This window comes from Paenibacillus oryzae (assembly GCF_001675045.1).
GTDB lineage: Bacteria > Bacillota > Bacilli > Paenibacillales > Paenibacillaceae > Pristimantibacillus > Pristimantibacillus oryzae.
Genome location: NZ_LYPA01000032.1, coordinates 1 through 18541 on the forward strand (window position 1 = coordinate 1; position 18541 = coordinate 18541).

Here is an 18541-nt window from a genome sequence, read left to right on the forward strand (position 1 = left end):
TCTATGTCTTGGTGGCCAGTTTATTCAAGCATAGATTCTCACCATTACCAGTTAATCTCGCGAACTGCATAAGTCATGTATATAAATAATTCCTTGCATTTATGCGCAACCTATTCCATATATCGCCAAACGGGGGCTAATGCCTCGTATAACGAATGGAGGGTTTTTAATGAAAAAGCTGTCATCGTTGCTGGCTTTACCGTTAATTGCAATGGCAATGGCCGCAGCTCCGGTCTCCGCGCTTGAAAACAGCGAGCCAGCCGAGGTGACCATCATAAATGCCGAAGGGAAAACAATCGGCAAGGCTATGCTTACGCAGCAGGGGGATAAAGTAGCTATCCATGTCGAAGCCGCCGGATTGCCGCCTGGCGAGCATGCCATCCATATCCATGAAAATGGAAAATGTGATCCGCCCAAATTTGAAAGCGCCGGCGCGCATTTTAATCCCCTTGGCAAGCAGCATGGCTTTCATAATCCTAAAGGATTTCATGGAGGCGACCTGCCTAACATTACCGTTTCGGCTGATGGCAAAGTGACCGCCGATCTCGTTACGGCAACCGTCACGCTTCAGCCAGGCCATCCCAATTCCTTGCGCAAGACAGGCGGAACTTCACTTATCATCCACGAAAAAGCCGATGATTACATGACGGACCCGTCCGGCAATTCCGGCGGAAGAATCGCTTGCGGAGTAATCAAGTAACCTTCCCGAAACAATAACAGCCCTTTAATTGCCGAATTGGCAGTTAAAGGGCTGTTGCATGTTTTTATCGGTCTGTCAGGCCTGCCCGCTATTGCTCCACGCATTACGCTGTGCTTGTGATGCGCCGCTACGGCTGCTTCCGGCACGCTGCGAGTGGCCGCTATTGCTGCGCTGCGGGTGAGGAGCGCCAGTACGACCATTGCTGACTCGCCCATGGCCCGACTGGCCATTGCCTGCTTGTCCAGTGCCAACTCGCCTATGGCCCGACTGGCCGTTGCCCGCTTGTCCGGTGCCAACTTGCCCATGGCCCGATTGACGCTCCTGCGAGCCGCCGCCATTCGTTTTGGCATGCTGAGCCGGACGGCTGGAGTTCCGGCTGCGCTGGCCGGACGACTTTGCTCCCCTTGCTCCGCCGCGATTTTGCCCCACGCCTCCGCTCTGCTTCTCTGGCTCGGAAGAGACAGGCATGCTGCCTTCTGTCATGGGATAAGGATGATCCTCCACAACGGGGATCTGCTTTTTCGTTACCTTTTGAATATCCTTCAGGTAAGGAAGCTCCTCCGCCTCGCAGAAGGAAATGGCTGAACCGCTATGCCCTGCCCGTCCGGTCCGCCCGATCCGGTGAACGTAGGTTTCCGGAATGTTCGGCAGATTAAAGTTAATGACATAAGATAATTCGTCGATGTCAATACCCCTGGCTGCAATATCCGTAGCAACCAGTATCCGGGTTGTGCCATTTTTAAAATTGGATAATGCATTTTGCCGGGCGTTTTGTGATTTGTTGCCATGAATTGCCTGGGCGGTAACGCCGATCCGGTTCAGGCCTTTAGCTACCCGGTCCGCTCCGTGTTTAGTGCGGGTAAACACTAGCGCCGACGTAATATCCTGCTTCTCCAGCAGAAGCTGGAGCAAGGCCTGCTTGTTGGATTTATCAACAAAATAAAGAGACTGGGAGATCACTTCAACGGTTGAGGACACCGGCGTAATCTCCACCTTGACTGGATTACGCAGAAGCGACTCCATCCAGCCCGCGATTTCCGGCGGCATAGTGGCCGAAAAAAACAACGTTTGCTTTTCCTTCGGCATGCCGGAAATAATCCGTTTTACCTCGTGGATAAAGCCCATGTCCAGCATCCGGTCGGCTTCGTCCAGCACCAGAATTTGCACATGGCGCAAATCCACTATTTTTTGATTGATCAAGTCCGTAAGACGTCCCGGCGTTGCGATCAGAATATCCGCGCCTTTCTCCAGCGCGCGCTCCTGCCCAACCTGGGATACGCCGCCCACTATCGCAACGCTGCGCAGACGCGTATAACGGGCGTAAGCCTTTATATTTTCGTCGATTTGCAGCGCCAGCTCACGGGTTGGCGTCAAAATAAGAGAGCGGATGCTGCGTTTGCCTCTCTCGGAGCCATAACCGTCCTTGTGCAGCAATTGAAGGATCGGCAGCGAAAACGCCGCCGTTTTGCCTGTTCCGGTCTGGGCGCAGCCAAATAAGTCTTTGCCTTCCAATATAACGGGAATCGCCTTCTCCTGAATCGGTGTTGGCGTTGTGTATTGTTCCTGATTTAATGCCTTTAATAGCTCAGGCATAAGGTTTAGCTCTTGAAAGTTCATAGATTCTCCTATAACTTGTTCATGGTTTTATGTTGACTCGTAAGGATACCATATTTGCAAGCATTAGGGAAGCCGCGGAGGACGGCGGCACGCTTATGCAAAAAAGAACGCAGTTTGCCGATAAACAGCCTGCGCTCTTTCCGTGCACATACGGCACATATGCATAATCAACTCAGAAAATAGGTTAAAATCAGTTCCCGCCGGAGCATTGACGCCTTGGCCCGAACTGCACGGACTCCCTAGCTTGCTCCCTCGCGAGCTTGTCCACTCCGCTTTTGAAAGCCGTTCGCTCCGCCCTGCATGCCGATCCGATAAAAAAGGACAGAAATAAGGGTGATGACGGCTACGGTAACAAACAAGGTGGAGCCTCCGAATTTTTGCAGCAAAAAACCGCCAAGCAGCGGTCCCAGAAAAAAGCCGAGACTGGTAAAGGACTGAGCGCCAAAGTAGGTGCCGCGCATATGATCCGGCGCCAGGCGGTCAACCATGATAGCTCCCGCAGGGAAGGTCAAAACCTCGCCCCAAGTGAAAAACACCATGGATACAACAAGCATCGTCCAGTTTTGGCTGAAGGCAAACCCCACATGTCCCACAGCATAACAGACGCTCCCAATTGCAATTGCAGTGAGCGGAGAATGTTTCTCCGCCCATTTGGATATCGGCATCTGAAATGCAATAACCACAATGGCATTAATAGTCATCAGCCAAGCAAATAACGTAGCGCCGGATGCAAATTGCCCCTCCACATATTGCGACAGCGTCGAGGTCATCTGAGCGTAGCCAATCCCGCTGACGATGCCCCCCAGGATAAAAAACCGGAAAGCTCTGTCTCTGGCAATAACCTGCCAGGACTGAGAGATGGTCACTTGCTCTTTCTTCTCGCCCTCTATGCTGCGAATGCCGAATTTGATCAGCAGTACATGCAGCGCAGCGGCATAAATCAAATAAAAGATTCCCGTGATCATCCAGGGCAAGCTTCCGTTAATTGCCGCAAACAATGTGCCTAGCAGCGGGCCAACCGCAACGCCGATATTAATGGCTAAATAACGCAGCGAAAAAATATGCAGGCGTTTCTCGCGCTCGGTCAGGTCAGCCATCAACGCTTGCGATACCGGCTCAAAGAAGGAGCGGCATAAACCGTTGGTGGCATTCAGAAACGCAAATACAAGCGGATTTTTGGTCAAGCTGAAGCCCAGAAATACAAGAGCCCATACATACAAGGATGAAAGCATGACGACTCTGCGCCCGAAGCGATCGGACAAAAAGCCGCCAACAAAACCGCCAGCCATACCGGACAACGAACCAATCCCGATAATAGCCCCGATTGTAACAGGATTCATATTTGTGGTTGCAAGCAAATAGATCGCCAGGAACGGCAGGCTCATGGAGCTTGCGGTACGGGCAAATACGGTTCCGATCAGCAGCATATTGACGATGGGATGTTGCTCTTTAAACGACGCCAAATATTTTCTCATGATGTCCATTCCTCCGTTGACAGTAATTCACTGATTATACAACACCCGGATTAAAGGTGGAATGATTATTTTTACTTTCAAAATCAAGCCATGCAAAAAAGCTCCGGAGCTAACGCCCCGAAGCGCTTAATTATAAGAAGTTTTTTCGATCGGGCATGAAGCGCTCGATAATGTAAAGAATTTGCGCTCGGATGTCTAGTCTTGAGCTGCTTGGCATCCGGCAGCTTTAAGCTACTTGGCGAAGCTGTGGTGGCCAATCGTTACAATGACGTCCAGCTTGGACCAAAAATCGCCTTTGGAGACTTTGGGATTGAAGAAATAAACGGCATCTTCAACGTTGTTTTTTCCATTGAGCGCATCCTTGGCTGCGCGAAGCGAGCTGGCATTAGGTTCGCTTTTGTCCAGCAAGCCATTGTGGGCAGGCGGAAATTGCTTGCCTGCATAAATGACATCGCGAATGGAATTAGGGAACTTTGAATTTTTGACCCGGTTCAAGATAACGTTTGCAACGCCGAGCTGCCCTTCATACGATTCATAACCCGACTCTACCTGCGTAATTTTGGCCAGCAGCATATAGTCCTCATCCGTAAAGGGCTTGGCGGGATGGTTGAGTATGGATGGTATAACAACCTTTAGCTTCATGCCCTCCTTGATATCCTTGGCATCCTCCAGTCCGTTGCGCGACAGGAGCGCAGCTTTCTTGGCTCCCGCTTCCTTGCTGATTTCATTAAGTCCGTATTCGGCCGTAACCGTCGCCGTTTGAACCGTCTGCAGCTCTACGGTTTGCTCCTCGCTGTTCCATTCCACCTCCGCATGCATAAGCTCCGCAGCATGGCGCAGCGGAATATACAGCTTGCCGTTCACCAGAAACGGCGGCGTATCCAGCATATATCGCCCTTCGTTGAAATAAACGACCGGCACTCCGTTGCCAAGCACAATTTTATCTCCGTTTGAGGTGTGGATGGTTGCTTCCTCCGTCTTCTGATCCCAATTGGACTTGGCTCCAAACGCTTTTGCTATCAGAGACACAGGGAGATAAACCCTTTCATCCAGCTTGCGCGCCGGATCGCTCAGCTTAACGGGCTCCCCGTCCAGCGTAACCACGATTTCCTTATCAATATTCCCTTTTTGCGACTGCGCGGCGGCGGACAGCGGAAAAACCGCAAGCAGCAGGGCAAGGACGAGCAAGCTCGCCACTGTTTTATGGCTTTTAGCAATCGTAAGCATAATTCCCTCCCGAACTTCAAGGCCTGAATGAAATAAATATGGCATTCCTCTGGTGCAGGGCGTGTCTGAAGCACGCTCCAAGGGTCATCTTCCGTCACATTATATCACAGGTCCATGATTGGAAAGATTAACAATTTCACATAATTCCACCGTAATAACGGAATTAGCGTAGCCGTGCGGACTGCCGGGCCGCAAGTGTAAATTGTGTGAAATTTGCATTTCCAAGCCGTGAACAAGATAGGCATCAAATTCATGAATAATTACAGCAAACACTAGACCTAGAATGATTACGGGTATTATGCTAGGTAAATAATCAAGATATTGATTACCCGATTCTACATAAAAGAGGTGCTGAACGTGTCAATAGAAGAGTCAATCCTGCAGGAAGCCGCCTTGGTTCGGCTGGCGGAAAGCATTATCGACGTGCACGACGAGGATCACGCCCGCGAAAACGCCAACCTGAACGGCGAAAGCTTTTCCGGAAAAATGAGCAAGCTGGGCAGCGAATTTTCGAAATGGTACGCCAAAAACGTCATTATGCCCAAGGCGCTGGTGGAAGCAGTTGACAGCAACTATGTGTATGTTCATGATCTGGATCAATATGTGCTGGGCACAACCAACTGTATTTTTATCCCGTTTGGCAAATTGCTGGAGAGAGGGTTTAATACGGGCAACGGAAGCGTTCGTCCGCCAAATTCTATCACTACGGCAATGGCTCTGGTTGCGATTATTTTTCAATCCCAGCAAAATGCCCAATACGGCGGCGTATCCGCGAACAAGCTGGACTGGGACCTGGCTCCGTATATTAACAAGTCGTTCCGCAAGCATTTCCGCAAAGCGCTCCTTGTTTTGCAGGAAAATGCGCCTTATCTAAGCGATGACCAGCTCGTTTTCTCCAACAAAGGCCTGCAGGATACATGCCCTGAATCCTATCAGCATGCCCGCAAGCAAACAATTGAGGAAACGAACCAGGCGGCAGAAGCGCTTATTCACAACCTGAATACTATGTCCTCCCGCGCAGGCGGCCAAATTCCTTTTACCAGCATTAACTACGGTACCTGTACCTCCGAGGAAGGACGTCTTGTCATAGATGCTTTGCTGAATGCCACGATCAAGGGTCTCGGAAACGGCGAAACACCAGTATTTCCGATTCAGATTTTCAAGTGTAAAAAGGGCGTCAACCAAGCGCCGGAGGACCCCAACTACGAGCTGTTCCTGAAAAGCATCGAATGCTCCTCCAAGCGGCTTTATCCCAACTTTGCCAATATCGACGCGCCAATTAATTTGGCCTATTACAATCCGGAGGACCCCGATACGGAGTTCGCCACAATGGGCTGCAGAACCCGTGTAATCGGCGACCGCTTCGGGCGCAATCGCTTGTCGGGAAAAGGAAACCTGTCCTTTAACACCATTAATTTGGTCAAGCTGGGCATTGAAAACGGCATTGCTCTCGGCAAGCGCCAGGTCGCCGATGAAGCAGGCTTCTATACCGCGCTGGAAAAATGTCTGGACATCGCCATGATGGGACTTATTCATCGTTACAACATCCAGGCTGCTCAACAAGCCAAAGCCTCCGATTTTATGATGCGCGAAGGCGTATGGGAAGGCGGAGAAAAGCTCGCGGCCACTGACAGCGTAGCGGATTTGCTGAAGCATGGAAGCCTGTCGATCGGCTTTATCGGCATAGCGGAATGCATGAAAGCTATGTACGGCAAGCATCATGCCGAGGATGCCGAGGTGCATGAGCGCGCGCTGGCGATGGTCCGTTTTATGAGAAGCTATTGCGATGCCAAAGCCGAAGAGCATGACCTGAACATTACGTTGTTTGCAACGCCAGCCGAAGGCTTGTCCGGAAAATTCACCAAGATCGACCGTCAAACCTACGGCGTGATTGAAGGCGTAACCGATCGCGACTACTACACCAACTCGTACCATGTGCCGGTTTATTATCACTTGAAGGCCGCCAAAAAAATACAACTGGAGGCTCCATTCCACGAGCCATGCAATGCCGGAGCTATTTCCTATATCGAGCTGGACGGCAATGCCCGCAACAACCAGCTGGCTTTCCTGCGAATCGTGCAATTTGCGCTGGCAAACGATGTGAGCTATTTCAGCGTCAACCATCCTATCGATCGTTGCCCTGTATGCGGCTATGAGGGCATAATCGGCTCCGTCTGCCCCAATTGCAACGCCAGCGAGGAGCGTCACGCCTTCCGCCGCTTGCGCCGCGTTACCGGTTATTTGACCGGTGATTACCAGACGCGCTTTAATATGGCCAAGGTGGCTGAGGTCAAGGATCGCGTCAAGCATCTATGAATCTGTCTGGCTATTACCCTGAAAGTATAAACGAAGGCCCCGGCATAAGGGCCGTGTTATTCATAAGCGGATGCCGTCATGCTTGCCCCGGCTGCTTCAGCCCGCATACATGGAGCTTCCGGGCCGGCGTCCCCCTTGATTTGGACAAGCAGCGGGAGCTGCTGGAGGACATGCGGGAAAATCCGCTGCTGCAGGGCGTCACTTTATGCGGCGGAGACCCGTTCTATTCAGCGGAGGAGCTCACTCCATTCGTTGCGGAAATCCGCAGGAGTCTTCCGCATTTCGATGTGTGGTCCTATACAGGCTTTACGTTCGAGCAATTGCAGGAGCGAGAGGAGATGCGGGCGCTGCTCCAGCTATGCGATGTTATCATCGACGGACGTTTTGTGGAGGAGCAGAAGGATTTGACCCTTCTTTATCGCGGCTCCTCCAACCAGCGGATTCTGGATGTCAGAGCAAGTTTAGCACATGGAAAAGCGGTATCTGCACCTGGATTTATATAATAAGCTGATACTATATAATTTCAACTAAGCACTCGACAAAAAGCGCAGCCCTTTCTTTCCTTCGAGGAAAGAGGGGGTGCGCTCTTTGTTTTTTATTCCGCTATTAAGACCAATATTGCTAATATTGCTACATGCAGCAGGCATGCTCCGAAGCTGAGAGCCTTGGAGGGCCAGTTTTATTCGCTATAGAGAGAGTCGTAAGCAGGACATGGCAGCTTGTTCAAAAAATCGGAAAGCGGCTTGGGTCTATTTTGATAGACCGTCCGCAGAGAAAGGTCTCTGTACACATTGCCAATCACAACGGGATGGCAAAGCTCTGAAATGATGATATCGCCATTTCCGTGCAAATGCAGCTGGGTTTTGCCCTCAATGCAATGCGTCAAATGAACATGGGGCCCTTCCTTGAAATCCAGACGCTCCGCAAAGCGGTCAATACACGTAAAGAAAAGACTCATTCCCTCTCTCCGGCGGGCAATCAGCCCGTGTATGGCTTCTTTAAGCTCCCGCTCCTCCAGAATGCCCTGCCAGCCGGTATGCGGCATTACGATGCTGTTCTGGATTTCGTGAATGCGAGCGCCCAGCTCATAGACGCGATCATGAATTTCATTCAGGCTGTTCATCGTTCCTTTAAATAACAGTGTCTCCAATACGGTATGGAAACCTGTCTCCGAGCAGGCGCGAATGTTGTCTTGAATGCGATCATAGAAACGGAGCGGCAGCTGATAATAAGCGGCAAACGACTCGGCCGTCAAATAGTTGAACGATATGTGGATTGCGTTTAACCCTGCTTTCTCCAGCTCCCCGATTCGCTTTGGAGTAAGCAAGCTCCCGTTTGTGTTCAGCTGCGTTTGAATGCCCCGGGAACCGCAGTAGGCCACAACGGCCAGTGTGTCCGCATATTGCATGGTTACCTCGCCGCCCGACAAGCGGACCCGCTTCAAATCTGGCAGCTCCTCCAGCAGCCTGATGATTTCCGGCGCCGCAAGGCTTTCACCGTCATTGCGCTTATAGGCGCAGCAATAGTTGCAGCGGAAATTGCAGCTTGACGTAACGCCGATTTCCAAACCCTCCAGCTGATATTCAGCCGGCTTTTCCAGCTCTAATGATTTGTATGGACTCAATGCTATTCCTCCTGCGGGCGTATTTCTGCTTTTTGCCATTGGACAAAAATGACGCTGCCGATTATATCCCAGCAGCTTCAGAGTTGCAGTGAGCCATCTCTCAATTTCACAAAAATACGCGTACGCACGGGAGATGCGCCTGAAAAAAACTCGGTCTATACCTCTTCAAAGCTTGTGACTTTGTTCATTTGAAGCGAGCAATCGTTATGGTAAGATGCCATAAATGAACAAAAGACGAACGGATGCCGAGTCAAGGATACCTATCCATCACAGGGGGAATGCAATATGAACAAAAGGAAAAAGGCAAATGTTCCGGCCAAAAAACGGCATATGACGCCGGTGCATTCGCCAGAGGAAGCAGCCAAACCATCGAAGTCCTGGCTGCTCATTATATTGCAGCTGTTTCTGGGGGCGGGAGCGATAGTTGGAGGCGGGGGCTTAATCCTTGATCCGCAAGGCGGCCTGTTAAGCATGCCATTATCCTTGCTCCAGCATTCCCCCTTCAGCGATTATCTGATTCCGGGGATCATCCTGCTGCTGGTGCTGGGCGTTGGGCCGATTCTGATCGCCAGCTCTCTGATTACCCGCTGGAAGTGGAGGCTTGGGGAACATCTCAACGTATTCAAGGACCGTCACTGGTCCTGGACCTTTACGCTGTACACGGGCTTTGCTCTGATTATCTGGATTTCGGCGCAAGCCTACTTTTTTCAAGCCGTATACGCCATACATGCCATCTACATGCTGCTGGGCCTTGTGATTCAAATTGCCGCCCTATTGCCGGGCGTTCAGCGCATCTACGCTCTCCAGCAATTCAAAACGATTTCGATTAAAGCGGATTAATCCATCATCCGCGATTCTGCACAGCTCGCGCGACAACGCGCTGCGATCCGCCAGCAAATAATCGGCGAAGTCGGCCCGGCTGAACGGAATGGAAAACGACCTGGACCCGTTGCGCTTCGCCTCCAGCTCCAAATAATGCAGAATCCGCTGGCGAAGCGATTTTTGCGCGACCAGATCAAGCTTTCGGTACAACACGCGGTTATTGGAAACAATCAGCGTCAGCAGGTTTTCAATCACCTTGGAGCGCAGCGCGCAGATTTCGCCCATCGGCCGAACGATTTTGTCCATTTGAATAAACAAAATTTCGCTGTCCTCGGCAGCATGGGCGCTGTACGATACCCCATCGCCACCTTGATCCCGCCCGGCTTGAAGCGCGGTTTCCCCCACTATATCGCCAGCCGACATTTCCGAAAAAATGGCCTGTCCGCCATCCTCATCGCTTTTGCATAAATAAACCGTGCCAGACAAAACAATACCAACCGCCCGAAGCGGATCGCCTTCATGAAAAATAATGCTTTTTTTTCGGTAACGCTGAACCGTTCCCTCCAGGCATAACAAGGCATTGGAAATCTCATCCTGGCTAAAGCCATGAAACAGCGCGGTTTGTTGAAACAATCCCATCCAATTTTCCATTCAAATCCCCTTCTTTCGTTGCAAAGGCAACGGAATTTGCAGCGGGCTTCTGATATGATTATAACAGTTGAGAATTATTTTCAACAAGGAGGGAACCGCAATGAAATTCAGCGAGCTAATTAAACATCAGCCGGGGCAGATCAGCAGCAGGCTGCTTTGGGAGGGCGGCTTGTCCGACGGCTTTATTTTTGCAATGGATAAAGGAGAAACAATAAGCCCGGAACGCGCCGAGGCCACACGCTGGTTCTACGTGCTGGAGGGGACGCTCCGCATTATCGGCTCAACATCTGCCGTTACGCTGGGCAAGGGCGAGGCCTGGATTATCCCGGCCTATCAGGAGCACGAGCTTCAAGGCGTCGAAAACTGTAAATACGCACAGATCAGCCTAATATCCGCCACGGCTATGATAACTATTTAACGGAGGGATCCATAATGGGACAGGATCTATTTATTCAAAAGCTGCCGCAAGCAAAAGTTATTGAGCTGAAAGAGCAGATTGCATATGGCGATCAGCAGGTATCCAGCATGACGCTGGTGCAGCTGCCGGAGCTTGGCATTACGCTGTTCGCCGTTGGCCAAGGCCAGCAAATCCGCAAGCATACAACGCCCGGGGACGCTTTGGTGCAGATACTGGACGGAGCAGCCACGATTACGATCGGCGAAAACCGCTATCGAGTAGCTGCAGGAGAAAGCATTGTTATGCCGGCTCATATTCCTCATGCGCTGGAAGCCAACGAAGAAGCTTTCAAAATGCTGCTTGTTGTTGTAAAAGGAAAAAAATAAAGTAAAGGAGCTGACGATAGTGGAGAAACGGGAGGTTGGCCATACCTTTCTGGCAAGGCTGGGCAAAAAACGGCTGCGCCCCGGCGGCATTGCGGCAACTAGCTGGCTGATGGAGTAAGCCAATCTGAATGCATCAACCAAGGTACTGGAAGTGCCGCCACTCACGGCAAAATGACGCTTATGAGCCCGCGCGGCATGCTTCGCGACGAAGGATTTTGGGGAACGATCATCATTATTCGCAATGGACTCCAAAAGGAAAACCGGGCGATGTTCAAAAAGATGTTTTCCTTCTTTAATCATCCCGACGTCAAGCTGGATTACATCGCTGTTTGCAGCAAAAAACCGTCCTAGCCTTGTGAGCATTAGCCCCACTGTTAGACATCAACTAGCAGTGGAGCTGGAGTTCATTCATGCTTGGATGGTTTTCCGCTTCGATCAAAATTGAATCGTTGTTATCCGTTTATATCATTATCCGCTTTTTCAAAGCAAAGATTGACGGTTCTGCCGTTTGAACGGGTACGATGCATAACATTTGCCTTAACGGTGTAGACGTCGCCAGGTTTAAGTGACACGGTCCCATCCTCGAAATCAATAAACAACTCGCCTTCCAGCACCATAAATAGTTCATCGCAATGTTCATGCTTGTGCCAATGAAATTCACCGTCGATTACAGCCGCACGAACAACGTGATCATTGACTTCACCAACAACAAAGTTAGTATATTCCTTCACATCTTTTGTTGCTTGAAACACGTTGATTTTTTCTGAGTTCATGATTGTAGCTGCCCCTTTTTTGTTTTACGATAATTAGAACTTGTCTATCTTAAAATAAAAGAATCCGAGTTCTTTAAGTAGTCCGCCATTAAGGAATTGGACACGGCCAAGGCCTCTTCTCTGGTTGCAGCAGGAGCCGAAATCATCAAGCCGTCTTCGCCCGACCAGCTTCCGCCGTTGCCGTCTTCATATTCTTCTATAACTGCAATCGTCATCTCGCTAAAGTCCCGATTAATGAATAACGTCCCGATCGTTTCATGAAGCATTGTGTCGTTACCTCTGACATACAGCAATTCCCCATTGGTTTGATCAATAAGCAGGTCTACTTGCCAGCTGTTTTCCTGGAGTAGAGTATCCTTACCCTCCAGCTGAATTTCGCCTATAAATTTGACCTTGTCTCCCAGCCTCCGATAAGCCTTGCCGTTGACATGAACTTGCAGAGACTCGCCATACGCTATGTTTTCTTTGCCAAGCCTGTATTTAAAGCCTTCGGTGTTCAGCGCTACTGTGCGAGGGAAAAACCAATAAGCGGCGAATGCTATAAAAATAATGATGATGGCTAAAGAGCCTAGCCACAGCTTCTTTTTCATGCGCTCACTCCACTTCTTTATATTAATCTTCCACCAGCCTACCCATTTTGCAATACATTCACTTCAAACTGAACACGGTTAAATTCTTTTGAAAAACTGGAGTCACTAGAAGGAGCGATTACTTGTTGTATGGTGTAATTTCCTTTGCTCCGTTTCTGAATATCCAGCTGAGCAGAACTCAATTCAGGGAATCCGTCTTCCTCAAACCACTCCGGAGTGATGGGGGTCAGCTGAATCCTCTCGACCTTTCCATAGTTATAGATCGTAAAGGTGCAAGTTACCAACATCTCGTCTTGCTCGGATCTAAATTGACAATTGCTGTTTGTGATATCGACCGAAGCAGCATCCACCGCATTGCGTTTGACCAGAAACATCGCCTTTTCCGCTATCGCGCCAAAAATAAGGGCAAATACAATACAGGAGATTGCCAGGATGCTTCCTATTTTTGGGTAACGTTTACGGTAGACCGAAACAGCTCCAAAAAGTCCAACCAACAGCAGCGGAATGCCAATAATGACAGGAATATGAAATCTCGAATTACTGTTGATTTCTATCCAAGGCTGTAGGCCAACAGCTCTAAACAAGCTGTCTCCAAATGATCCGTCCACGTGATGATACCGGGACAATAACAGCATGGCGACGATTACGGCGCCAATGTAGAGATACCCTTTGTACCTGTTAATTACTTTTTTCATCGTCTGTTTTCCTCTTCCTTATGCCCTGGCTCTAACTCAAGCTCGCGCTCGATTTCTGCATTTATTTTGCCCATCGCAAGGGGGTCCTTCTCTGCTGCAACCATTCAATCACCGTTTCCTTGCAAATTATCGTTGCGTCCATGTGCTTCTGATGTAGCCGATTTTCATTCCGGCGCGCTCCATATTGCGGTGGCTCTGGGACAAAAAGGCGCATTGTCCGACAACCAGCTTGCAGCCTTGCTCCCGGGCAGCCCGCAGTCGTTGCTCCAGCAATAGCCCCTGCAAGCCCAGCTTGCGGAATTCCGGCAGCGTAGCTGCAAAGGTTAAGGAAGCAACGGCGCCATGGCGATACATGACGCCAACAGCCGCCGGCTGACCATCCACGCTTGCCAGGTAAAACGACCAGCCAGGCCGGTTGTACAGGACACTATTGTTTGCAAGCACAGACGGGATGCCATCATCCGGCAAGCCGGTCCCCCTGCAATGTATGGTTGCGTACAGCGGCAGCTGATCCTCCTCCAGCGCAGAGATTATCACATTGGACTCGAATCCCTTCTCCGTCGATTCCAATATCATATCAGGCTCCATCTCATCCCTTTTTGCGCTGAACCTCTTATCTTCCAATTGCTCCAAAACCGCAAGATCAATATACATGGAGGTATGAACGGCAGATGAATAGAACCCACGATCCGTAAGCGCTTTAAGCAGCGTTTGATCAACTCCCGAAGGCACGATCTCCAGCTGAGGCTTACGCTCTCTTTCCCTGTAGAACCTTAGGATATCGTCCAAATAACCGATGTCGCTTCCCTTTAACCCTTTAACGGCATTAAATTGTCCCCAGGGCATTGTTTCGCTATACAGGCACAACGTTTGTCCAAACTCCCCGATATCAATTCCCTCCGGGTTGCCCGGACGGGCCTGAATCGCTTTCATGCGATCCCTCATATAGTTTATCTCTGATAATTCTATAGCATTCACAAGGTCTTCTGAAGGCAAAATAACAAACTCCTCCTTACAGTCAATAACTTCTATTATAGCATTTTCCAAAAGTGAGGAATCCTCATTGGAGCCATTATAAGTAGACTAGCCGGCAGTCTTGGATTGTTGTCTTGGATTGTTGTTTTGACTTGGTGTTTTGGTTTGTTGTCTGGGCTAGTAGTCTTACGGTCATCCGTGACCGCCAAAGCCTCAAAAAACCGGATTTCGAATTCGTAACGGTCGCGCTCGTCCTTTAACCTTCAAAAACCCGCGTATTACCGACGAAAATAGCCCGTAACGGCCGCGGATGTCCGTTAGATACTGGCTTTTCACAAAAAAGACATCCTAACGGTCACTGGTGACCGCAAGAGGTCAGAAAGAATGTGGGAAGGAGCGCTGCCCCGTTGTTCACCCTGCTTCAATAGCTCTAATTGCCATATTGCAAGCGGAGCACCCAGGCCATACATAACGAATTAAATGCCTCAAAACAAACTCAGCAACCGAGCGAACCTTAGAAAGCTCCTTTGGCCTATAGAGCTACCGGGTCCCCTTATCTAGACATTCAAAAACATAATGCTGAACGGCATGCCTATGAACTTATACGCTCTCATTGTTAATGCGGTAGCAAAAAAATGCCCTGCCAACGCGTATCCGCGCCGAGACAGGACATTCCTTCAGTATTCTTCACCAGCCAAGCTTGCTGCATTCAGCGCGGGCAGTATTCGTCACCCGCCGGAAATGGCTGTATTCAGCTCGGCTGGAACAGCTTAACCCAGCATAGCCGCTTGCCGTTTGTATTGATCCTCCAGCACCAGACAAGCCATAGCTTCGATAACAGGAACAATCCGGGGACAAATGCAGGGATCATGCCGGCCGATGGTCGAAATCATCTGCTCCTCGCCGTGAATATTGATCGTTTGCTGCGGTAGCGAGATAGAGGAGGTTGGTTTAACCGCCACCCGGAACACAATATCCTGGCCCGTGCTAATGCCGCCGACAATGCCGCCTGCATGGTTGGTGCGGAAGCCGCCCCCATCCATCGCATCGTTATGCTGGCTTCCTCTCATGGATGCCGCTTCAAAGCCCGCGCCAAATTCAATGCCTTTGACCGCCCCGATGGACAACATCGCTTTAGCCAGCTCTGCATCCAGCTTGTCGAATACAGGCTCGCCAAGGCCGGCAGCGGCGCCGCGAATCCGGCATTCCACAATGCCGCCGCAGCTATCTCCCTGCCTGCCCAGCTCCTCCACGAGCTGGATCATTTGCTCCGCTGCTTCGGGATCGCAGGCGCGGACAGCATTGGCCTCAATAGCCGCTTCGTCAAAGGTCTGACAAGCGATTCCTCCGATGGCCGACGTATAAGCCAGCACCTGGACGCCCCGCCGCTCCAGCAGCTTTCTGGCTACCGCGCCTCCGGCTACCCGGCCTGCCGTTTCACGCCCGGATGCCCTGCCGCTGCCACGGTAATCGCGAATGCCATATTTTTGCGTGTACGAAAAATCAGCATGTCCCGGCCTGAAGGCTTCATGGATATCCTGGTAAGCCTCCGGCTTCATATCATGATTGTACAGGATAATCATAAGCGGCGTTCCCGTCGTTTTCCCTTGAAAAATACCGGAAACAATTTTCACCTTGTCATATTCCTTGCGCGGAGTCGTAACGGAGGATTGCCCCGGTTTTCTCCGGTCCATCTGTACCTGAATATAAGCCTCGTCCAGCTCCACCCCGGGTGTTGCGCCGTCAACAATAACGCCAACCGCCTCGCCATGAGATTCGCCAAAAGTTGAAATTCGGAATGCTTCGCCAAATGTACTGCCTGCCATCCTTAACAACCTCCCCAAGTTTCAAACGTAATGCCAAAACCAAGCTGCTGCAGCCGTTCGTAATAGTCCGGCAGCGTTTTGGAGACGCAGCCGGGATTGGCAATTGAAATGCCATCAATTCTGGAGGATATAAGCGATAAAGCCATCGCCATACGATGATCGTCATGCGGGTCCAGCGTTGCCGGAACAGGGGTTTCGGGATACACGGTCAAGCCGTCCGGCTTTTCATCCACCGTTATAGACAGCTTGCCCAGCTCCTCGCAAATAGCGGAAATCCGATCGCATTCGTGTTTCCGGATATGGGCCGCTCCCGTCAACGAAACCGGAGCGTCGGCAAAAATCGCAAGCACTGCAAGAGTCAAGGTTTGGTCCGAGCAGCTTTTCATATTCGCCGTAAATCCGCCGCGCAGTACCTCAGGACCCTGCACCTCCACAAAGTCTTCGCCGCGAGTGACCATGCAGCCCATTAGCTCCAAATAACCCAGCAGCTCAATATCAGGCTGACGGGTGGACGCGGCATGGATGCCTTCAATTTTTACCGTACCGCCCGTCAAGGCAGCCAATGCCCAAAAGTAGCAGCAAGCGGAAATATCCGGCTCCAGCACGATGGAGCGTCCTCTATAGGCTCCGTTTGGAATAACGATTGCTTGCCCGCCGTTCGTAACGTGCGGAACGACGCCAAAAGCCGCCATCATATCCAGAGTCATCTCCACATATTGCTGTTGAACAACCTCATCCTTAATAGCAATCGTCAGAGGTTCGCGCGCATAAGGCGCAGCAATAGCCAAACCGCTAATAAACTGGCTCGATGTATCTCCCGGCAGGATTACGTTTCCGCCCTGCAATCCGCGAGCCTTCAATAGATAAGGCAGGCTGCTGCCTTCCTTCTCCATCTGTATTTCTGCGCCGCGATCGGACAAAGCATCCAGCAGCGGAGATAGAGGTCTTCGCGCCAATGCCGCGCTTCCTGTTATTTTCCATGCGCCTGCCGGCTGAACCGCAAGGGCTCCCGGCAAAAAACGTGCGACGGTTCCCGCCGCGCCGACGTATAGCTCACCGCCAACCAGCGGAAAAAGACCTCCGCCGCCTTCAACCGTCACTTTGTTTCCGTCTACCTCTAGCTTGATGCCAAGCCGCGTCAAGGCGTCGATACACCAGAAGGAGTCATCGCTTCGCAAAATGCCCTCAATAACCGAGGTTCCTTCAGCCAATGCGGCGATGATCAAAGCGCGATTGGTCAAGCTTTTGCTGCCGGATACCGTTAATACGGCTTCGACCTTGCCCTCGGGAGACTGAAGGCTCACTTTGCCTTTATCCCCATGCAGAGACCACGGCGACCGGCTTTCCAAATCTCTTTCCACATGCTTGTTCTCCATTTGCTGCCCCTCTTTCCGTTGAAACCTTTTGTTGCCTTCATTATAATAGGGGTAGTGAAATAAATTAAATTAATATATTACCCAATATCAATAGACACAGTCTATGTCAAAAGGGGAGGGGTTATCATTGATCCATTTGGAGTGGTACCGGATTTTTCTGCACACAGCAAGGCAAGGCAACTTCACCAAAGCTGCCAAGGATATGCATTTGACGCAGCCTTCGGTCAGTCACGCAATCAAGCAGCTGGAAGAGGAAATGGACGTCAAGCTTTTTCACCGGATGCCTAAAGGGGTAGAGCTGACGGAGGAAGGAGCCGTTCTGCTGGATTATGTGGAGCAGGCCTTTTCAATTCTGGAATCCGGGCAGCGGCATGTAGACGGGATGAAGAAGCTGCAGCGCGGGGAAGTGCGCATCGGAGCCAGCGACTATCTGATCAAGCATCATCTGCTCCCTTACCTGAACGTCTACCACAAGGAATATCCCGGCATTCATATCCGCCTGTCCCACGGCAAAACGCCTGAGCTGGCCGAGCGGCTGCTGGAGGGGGAAATTCATTGCGCCATCGTGCATCTGCCGCTTGAAGACCCGCTTCTTGAGGTCAGGATGCTGGCGCTTCAGGACTATTGCTTTGTAGCTGGAGCGGAGAAGTACGGAGCGCTTAAAGGGAGGCCGCTCGGAAGAGAGGAGCTGTCCATGCTGCCGCTGCTGCTGCTGTCGGCGGGCAGCAGCACGCGGCGTTTTGTAGAGCAGTGGTTTGCGGAGGAAGGTATTGAGGTTGAAGCGGATATCGAGCTGGGAAGTCTTGACCTGCTTGCCGAATTCGCCATGCTTGGCTATGGCGTTGCGCTTATTAACCGCTCCTTCGTGGAGGCAGAGATTGCGTCCGGCAAGCTGCTGGAGCTGGAGCTGGCGGAGCCGCTTCCGCCTCGAAGCATCGGCTTCGCTGTACGGCGCGATTTGAAGCTCTCGCTGGCGGCGGAGGATTTTGTCCGTTTGCTGATTGAGGGAAGCTCAAAAAACAACGCTCCGCTTTAGGGCATATCCGAAAACTTCGCAGGGAGCAAATAGTGCTGAAGTGTTCAGGCAAGCT

Annotated in this window: 19 protein-coding genes and 1 pseudogene; 9 read left to right on the forward strand and 11 right to left on the reverse strand. The window is 50.9% G+C overall.

The annotated features are described in order from the left end of the window. Window positions 1-169: 169 nt before the first annotated feature. Window positions 170-700: a superoxide dismutase family protein gene (locus tag A7K91_RS05045; RefSeq protein WP_068680336.1), complete on the forward strand. Its 531-nt coding sequence runs from the start codon at window positions 170-172 to the stop codon at window positions 698-700. 75 nt (window positions 701-775) lie between these two features. Here the strand turns inward: A7K91_RS05045 and A7K91_RS05050 are convergent, their stop codons facing one another. The 3 genes from A7K91_RS05050 to A7K91_RS05060 all read right to left on the reverse strand — a co-directional run bounded on the left by A7K91_RS05050 (window position 776) and on the right by A7K91_RS05060 (window position 5019). Further along, complete coding sequence (locus A7K91_RS05050; protein ID WP_425415640.1) at window positions 776-2293, reverse strand: DEAD/DEAH box helicase; 1518 nt, start codon at window positions 2291-2293, stop codon at window positions 776-778. A gap of 263 nt (window positions 2294-2556) precedes the next feature. Further along, window positions 2557-3792, reverse strand: coding sequence for an MDR family MFS transporter (locus tag A7K91_RS05055; RefSeq protein ID WP_068680350.1), 1236 nt, complete (start codon window positions 3790-3792; stop codon window positions 2557-2559). Between the two features lie 231 nt (window positions 3793-4023). Continuing rightward, window positions 4024-5019 (reverse strand): cell wall hydrolase, encoded by a 996-nt coding sequence (locus tag A7K91_RS05060; protein ID WP_068680356.1) that lies wholly within the window; start codon window positions 5017-5019, stop codon window positions 4024-4026. A 393-nt stretch (window positions 5020-5412) separates the two neighbouring features. On the opposite strand from A7K91_RS05060, the gene A7K91_RS05065 reads away from it, so the two are divergent. Both A7K91_RS05065 and nrdG read left to right on the forward strand, forming a co-directional pair. Further along, entirely contained in the window at window positions 5413-7335 is a 1923-nt protein-coding gene (locus A7K91_RS05065) for an anaerobic ribonucleoside triphosphate reductase (RefSeq protein ID WP_425415643.1), read from the forward strand. Beyond that, window positions 7332-7838, forward strand: coding sequence for an anaerobic ribonucleoside-triphosphate reductase activating protein (gene nrdG / locus A7K91_RS05070; protein WP_068680358.1), 507 nt, complete (start codon window positions 7332-7334; stop codon window positions 7836-7838). Before A7K91_RS05065 ends, nrdG begins: the two co-directional genes overlap by 4 nt. 176 nt (window positions 7839-8014) lie before the next feature. Here the strand turns inward: nrdG and A7K91_RS05075 are convergent, their stop codons facing one another. Further along, complete coding sequence (locus A7K91_RS05075; protein WP_425415641.1) at window positions 8015-8998, reverse strand: radical SAM protein; 984 nt, start codon at window positions 8996-8998, stop codon at window positions 8015-8017. Window positions 8999-9244: 246 nt separating this feature from the next. Here A7K91_RS05075 and A7K91_RS05080 point away from each other — a divergent pair, with 246 nt between their 5' ends. Beyond that, a complete protein-coding gene (locus tag A7K91_RS05080) occupies window positions 9245-9799 on the forward strand; it encodes a hypothetical protein (protein ID WP_245697250.1) in 555 nt (184 codons plus the stop codon). On the opposite strand, the gene A7K91_RS05085 is transcribed toward A7K91_RS05080, so the two are convergent. Beyond that, a complete protein-coding gene (locus A7K91_RS05085) occupies window positions 9731-10432 on the reverse strand; it encodes a Crp/Fnr family transcriptional regulator (RefSeq protein WP_068680359.1) in 702 nt (233 codons plus the stop codon). The genes A7K91_RS05080 and A7K91_RS05085 overlap by 69 nt on opposite strands. 100 nt (window positions 10433-10532) lie before the next feature. On the opposite strand from A7K91_RS05085, the gene A7K91_RS05090 reads away from it, so the two are divergent. The 4 genes and pseudogenes from A7K91_RS05090 (at window position 10533) to A7K91_RS26955 (ending at window position 11566) form a co-directional block, all read left to right on the forward strand. Then, window positions 10533-10850, forward strand: a complete 318-nt coding sequence (locus tag A7K91_RS05090; protein ID WP_068680361.1) for a cupin domain-containing protein — start codon at window positions 10533-10535, stop codon at window positions 10848-10850. Window positions 10851-10864: 14 nt separating this feature from the next. Further along, complete coding sequence (locus A7K91_RS05095; protein WP_068680362.1) at window positions 10865-11215, forward strand: cupin domain-containing protein; 351 nt, start codon at window positions 10865-10867, stop codon at window positions 11213-11215. Between the two features lie 19 nt (window positions 11216-11234). After that, window positions 11235-11330, forward strand: a pseudogene (locus A7K91_RS27425) (SAM-dependent methyltransferase); the annotation flags it as partial. 80 nt (window positions 11331-11410) lie between these two features. Next, window positions 11411-11566: a hypothetical protein gene (locus tag A7K91_RS26955; protein WP_425415642.1), complete on the forward strand. Its 156-nt coding sequence runs from the start codon at window positions 11411-11413 to the stop codon at window positions 11564-11566. A 101-nt stretch (window positions 11567-11667) separates the two neighbouring features. On the opposite strand, the gene A7K91_RS05105 is transcribed toward A7K91_RS26955, so the two are convergent. From A7K91_RS05105 to aroA, 6 genes are all read right to left on the reverse strand, one after another. Then, window positions 11668-11988, reverse strand: a complete 321-nt coding sequence (locus A7K91_RS05105; protein ID WP_068680364.1) for a cupin domain-containing protein — start codon at window positions 11986-11988, stop codon at window positions 11668-11670. A gap of 44 nt (window positions 11989-12032) precedes the next feature. Continuing rightward, complete coding sequence (locus tag A7K91_RS05110; RefSeq protein WP_068680365.1) at window positions 12033-12578, reverse strand: hypothetical protein; 546 nt, start codon at window positions 12576-12578, stop codon at window positions 12033-12035. Window positions 12579-12616: 38 nt separating this feature from the next. After that, a complete protein-coding gene (locus tag A7K91_RS05115; RefSeq protein WP_068680366.1) occupies window positions 12617-13273 on the reverse strand; it encodes a hypothetical protein in 657 nt (218 codons plus the stop codon). Between the two features lie 126 nt (window positions 13274-13399). Continuing rightward, window positions 13400-14206, reverse strand: a complete 807-nt coding sequence (locus A7K91_RS05120; protein WP_342671729.1) for a GNAT family N-acetyltransferase — start codon at window positions 14204-14206, stop codon at window positions 13400-13402. An 812-nt stretch (window positions 14207-15018) separates the two neighbouring features. Next, window positions 15019-16074 (reverse strand): chorismate synthase, encoded by a 1056-nt coding sequence (aroC, locus tag A7K91_RS05125; protein WP_068680367.1) that lies wholly within the window; start codon window positions 16072-16074, stop codon window positions 15019-15021. A gap of 2 nt (window positions 16075-16076) precedes the next feature. Next, complete coding sequence (gene aroA, locus A7K91_RS05130) at window positions 16077-17450, reverse strand: 3-phosphoshikimate 1-carboxyvinyltransferase (RefSeq protein WP_068680368.1); 1374 nt, start codon at window positions 17448-17450, stop codon at window positions 16077-16079. Window positions 17451-17577: 127 nt separating this feature from the next. On the opposite strand from aroA, the gene A7K91_RS05135 reads away from it, so the two are divergent. Continuing rightward, entirely contained in the window at window positions 17578-18486 is a 909-nt protein-coding gene (locus tag A7K91_RS05135) for a LysR family transcriptional regulator (RefSeq protein WP_068680372.1), read from the forward strand. The last annotated feature ends 55 nt before the right edge of the window (window positions 18487-18541 follow it).

Excerpts from the sequence above, each read along its gene's own strand:
- aroC (WP_068680367.1), bottom strand. The coding sequence starts at position 16,074 with ATGGCAGGCAGTACATTTGGCGAAGCATTCCGAATTTCAACTTTTGGC.
- A7K91_RS05090 (WP_068680361.1), top strand. The coding sequence starts at position 10,533 with ATGAAATTCAGCGAGCTAATTAAACATCAGCCGGGGCAGATCAGCAGC.
- A7K91_RS05110 (WP_068680365.1), bottom strand. The coding sequence starts at position 12,578 with ATGAAAAAGAAGCTGTGGCTAGGCTCTTTAGCCATCATCATTATTTTT.
- A7K91_RS05050 (WP_425415640.1), bottom strand. The coding sequence starts at position 2,293 with ATGCCTGAGCTATTAAAGGCATTAAATCAGGAACAATACACAACGCCA.
- A7K91_RS05075 (WP_425415641.1), bottom strand. The coding sequence starts at position 8,998 with ATGGCAAAAAGCAGAAATACGCCCGCAGGAGGAATAGCATTGAGTCCA.
- A7K91_RS05060 (WP_068680356.1), bottom strand. The coding sequence starts at position 5,019 with ATGCTTACGATTGCTAAAAGCCATAAAACAGTGGCGAGCTTGCTCGTC.
- A7K91_RS05085 (WP_068680359.1), bottom strand. The coding sequence starts at position 10,432 with ATGGAAAATTGGATGGGATTGTTTCAACAAACCGCGCTGTTTCATGGC.
- A7K91_RS05080 (WP_245697250.1), top strand. The coding sequence starts at position 9,245 with ATGAACAAAAGGAAAAAGGCAAATGTTCCGGCCAAAAAACGGCATATG.
- A7K91_RS26955 (WP_425415642.1), top strand. The coding sequence starts at position 11,411 with ATGCTTCGCGACGAAGGATTTTGGGGAACGATCATCATTATTCGCAAT.
- aroA (WP_068680368.1), bottom strand. The coding sequence starts at position 17,450 with ATGGAGAACAAGCATGTGGAAAGAGATTTGGAAAGCCGGTCGCCGTGG.
- A7K91_RS05095 (WP_068680362.1), top strand. The coding sequence starts at position 10,865 with ATGGGACAGGATCTATTTATTCAAAAGCTGCCGCAAGCAAAAGTTATT.
- A7K91_RS05045 (WP_068680336.1), top strand. The coding sequence starts at position 170 with ATGAAAAAGCTGTCATCGTTGCTGGCTTTACCGTTAATTGCAATGGCA.
- A7K91_RS05105 (WP_068680364.1), bottom strand. The coding sequence starts at position 11,988 with ATGAACTCAGAAAAAATCAACGTGTTTCAAGCAACAAAAGATGTGAAG.
- A7K91_RS05115 (WP_068680366.1), bottom strand. The coding sequence starts at position 13,273 with ATGAAAAAAGTAATTAACAGGTACAAAGGGTATCTCTACATTGGCGCC.
- nrdG (WP_068680358.1), top strand. The coding sequence starts at position 7,332 with ATGAATCTGTCTGGCTATTACCCTGAAAGTATAAACGAAGGCCCCGGC.
- A7K91_RS05120 (WP_342671729.1), bottom strand. The coding sequence starts at position 14,206 with ATGAAAGCGATTCAGGCCCGTCCGGGCAACCCGGAGGGAATTGATATC.
- A7K91_RS05055 (WP_068680350.1), bottom strand. The coding sequence starts at position 3,792 with ATGAGAAAATATTTGGCGTCGTTTAAAGAGCAACATCCCATCGTCAAT.